2 protein-coding genes and 1 pseudogene are annotated in these 3,230 nt (G+C 42.3%); all 3 read right to left on the reverse strand.

All coding sequences use genetic code 11. The annotated features are described in order from the left end of the window. Positions 1 to 462 precede the first annotated feature (462 nt). The gene (locus tag LC574_RS32500) at positions 463 to 1,206 is read right to left on the reverse strand and encodes a tail fiber domain-containing protein (protein ID WP_229457715.1); all 744 of its coding nucleotides are present in this window, start codon (positions 1,204 to 1,206) and stop codon (positions 463 to 465) included. A 156-nt stretch (positions 1,207 to 1,362) separates the two neighbouring features. Beyond that, positions 1,363 to 1,596 (reverse strand): hypothetical protein, encoded by a 234-nt coding sequence (locus LC574_RS32505; RefSeq protein ID WP_229457716.1) that lies wholly within the window; start codon positions 1,594 to 1,596, stop codon positions 1,363 to 1,365. A 554-nt stretch (positions 1,597 to 2,150) separates the two neighbouring features. Further along, a pseudogene (locus LC574_RS32510) lies at positions 2,151 to 3,230 on the reverse strand (MCE family protein); the annotation flags it as partial.

The following is a 3,230-nucleotide window of genomic DNA, read 5'->3' on the forward strand; positions in this document are numbered from 1 at the left end:
TCAAAACTGCTCACAGCGTGAACATGGCAGTGAGTCTGGAGCGCAGCAGGGAAAAGAGGGAAAAAGGGTGACGGCATTGGTCGTGGACAATATAAAACCGCTCAAAACATTCTGATCAATTCAGACTGCAATGGAGCGGTTAATATCCTTAAAAAGGTAAGCACACAGCTAGGCTTAAATCTAGCCAAGGTGTCTAGGGAAGTTTTGAACCTTCCGAAACGATATGATCTGTTTTCTTCCTTAACTAGATCATATCGTAAGCGTTGCGGAGTGGGTCTTTTAGACCACGTAGCAACATCAACTTAGAATCCCCCATCTTTTTAAGTGGGGGAGAGTTCAAAGGTTAAGAAACCCTGAGTTTTCCGCTCTTTCCGCGCTGGCAGACTTGGTTTATATAGCGGCGATTTCAATCGTCCGGGACTTTATAAATCAGCTCTTAAATGGCAAGCTCAATTATTGAGCTTACACCTTCTGTTCCTCCAAAGCTTTTACTTTCTCCGCCAATGCCAAAATTGTCTGCTGCTGCTCTTGGACAACTTTGGTTAGTATCCCTACAACATCCATAGAACTGAGTCCTTTTCTATCAGGGGTTGCTACAAGCTCTGGAACATCTTCGGCAATGAAGCCAATGTGGTGCGCTTTTTCTGTATCAGCTTTGTACTTGAACTTGACAGGGCTTAGGTCAGCTAGTGTCTCAAGTGCTTCTTTAGTGGAAAGCTCAGCAATATTTTCCTTCAACTCCCTGGATGACCCCTGGATTACCGTGCCAGTAAGTTGGATATTCCCAATAACATCAAGTTTCTGTGAAGGACTCCTCGTCCCGATACCAATGTTGCCATCTGTACCCCTCACATAAATGCCTACAAGGGTTGGATTAGCATTCAGACGAATGCTGCTATTATATTCGCTAGGCTCTATCCATACACCAACACTATCGACCCCCATCCTTGCAGCTTTCAAAAGAGTCGTGTTAGTAATCTTTATTGCATCATTACCAGGGGAAAAAATATCGAGCCTAGCAGACGGACTCGTCGTCCCGATGCCGACGTCACCAGTTACAACAAGGTTGCTATTGATGATTCTACCAACACCTTGTGCTTGTGCCGGACTATCGCTAATAAGTGGAAGGGTTTTTGCGGCGGCGGCTCCAGCAACGAAGATTCCTGCTGCCTTGAGCATTTGACTTCGAGAAAATTTATTAGTCATGGCTTTTTACTCTCGCAACGAAGTTTCTAATCAACCATTTACAAATCGACTGCAACTACTACTCAATTATCTAATTGAATTAAGTCTGAAAAAACTTAATTTGCCCTAGATTCTATAGGATAGACAATCTCATGTGCAAGTATTAATTAATGAATTTTAATAACTGTCCGTTCGCTCAATTTTGAGGGGTGAGAGATAATTATGTCTTGCACAGCTTGGAATGTAGTTGATAGAGTAGAGTATTTCATTAATTCGTAGCGAATTAAATTTAGCAATATCTTGCAATGCCAATGCGTCCCGATACAATGCCAATGCGTCCCGATACAATGCCAATGCGTCCCGATACAATGCCAATGCGTCCCGATGCAATGCCAATGCGTCGAGATGCATTAAAAACGCTACGCTTTTATGCAAAACTGTACTAAGCTTTCGGAGTAATTTTGCCTAAAAAAGAGAGAAAGCCGATTTTCTCACTAACTTTATTCGCTAAAGCCGCAGCTGTCATAGCTGTGTCTGCCTTATCAATTGTTTGATAAAGTTTGATTGCGAACTGGCAGCCCTCTCTCCTTTAGATTTTAGATTAATCCCATCTCCGCATAAATAGTCGTTCTAACCACAATCATTACACCCCTCCCCGCAAGCGGAGAGGGGAGACAAAGTATAGCTTTGATGGGGTGGGGTTCTTCGGGTTTAATAAGCAATTAAGCTCACATTACACCACTTCATGGCAAACTTTTCAACACAAATTTTTCAATTCCATTATCCAAAATTTAAAATTTGGTCAAGCCGTATTGCTTATTTTCCCGTTTCCCGTTGCTTACCATACTCCCGTAGTTGCTTCAAGAGGTTTTCTTGGGATGAGTTAGGGATAGACGGAGTGGGGGCAATACTGTTCGGATAAGCAGGGGAGGCTCTTGAGGCTCTTGAGGAAAGAAGGTTATTGTTCAGCAATTCTTCTCTCCCCCTGCTTCTCTTCTCCCCCTGCTCCCCCTGCCTGCCTCAACCAAAAAATTCCTTAACCGAACGGTATTGGGAGTGGGGATTGGTTGAAGGTTAGTATCGGTACTTTCAAAATTAGCAGGTGAGGGATTAATTTCATAGACGGGTAGCGACTTGTCATTAGACATCGCCTCTTGAGTTGGTGCTGGGGTAGGAATTAGATTATTTGGTTTGCTTACAGCAGTTTTTACCGAATCTAGAGTAGTAGCAACTTGCACCTGTTGCTGCATCTGTTGTGTAGAAGATACTAAACTACTTAGACCATTCACCAATTGCCGCAAATTTTGTCGGAAAGTAGGATCACCTGTCAATTCATCCAAATCAGATGTAATTTTTTGGCTATTTTCAAACGTTACTCGTGCTGAATCTAAAGTTTGTTGCAGCAGCACTGCATTCTTTGGATCGTTTAAGCTTTTTGAAGCATCACGTAAATTAGCTGAGGCTTGCGCTGCATTTGCTGAAAGAGTTTCTAAATTGTTGATTAATTGTCCTTGAGTGAATCGATTCACAGCTGGTGATAGGCTACTGACTGTAACACGCAGTTGGTTGCTGGTTTCGGTGATATTGTTCAAAGCGCCAACCAGCGAAGAACGATTTGTTGTCAACAAATTATCCAGGTTGTTCAGCAAACGATTTGCTTGAGTTGCAGTTGCACCGAATTTATTTATTGTTTGACTCGATGATGCACTAAGTTGGTTTGTCGCTCGTTGCACTGAATTAGCAGTGGCTGAAAAAGTATTAAGTTGTTGTCGCAAGTTTTTGGTCAAACCTTGTAAATCCTGACTTAGCCCAGTAAAACTGGTTGCTGCGCTTGTGGTAGTTTCTAGAACCCTATTGATATTTCTATAAAATTGGGGGTTATTGTATGCAGCTGCTAGCTCACTTGAACTGCGAATTATTTCATCAACACTCATGCCTATCTGACCTTTTAACCGAGAGCCATTACAAATTATAAGGCTCTGATCTCAATTTTTATCTAAGGGTTTGGCAATCACAACCCCAGTAGGTAAGGTTTGACCAAAAAC

Source organism: Nostoc sp. CHAB 5715, assembly GCF_020829685.1.
GTDB lineage: Bacteria > Cyanobacteriota > Cyanobacteriia > Cyanobacteriales > Nostocaceae > Nostoc.

Excerpts from the sequence above, each read along its gene's own strand:
- LC574_RS32500 (WP_229457715.1), bottom strand. The coding sequence starts at position 1,206 with ATGACTAATAAATTTTCTCGAAGTCAAATGCTCAAGGCAGCAGGAATC.
- LC574_RS32505 (WP_229457716.1), bottom strand. The coding sequence starts at position 1,596 with ATGCATCTCGACGCATTGGCATTGCATCGGGACGCATTGGCATTGTAT.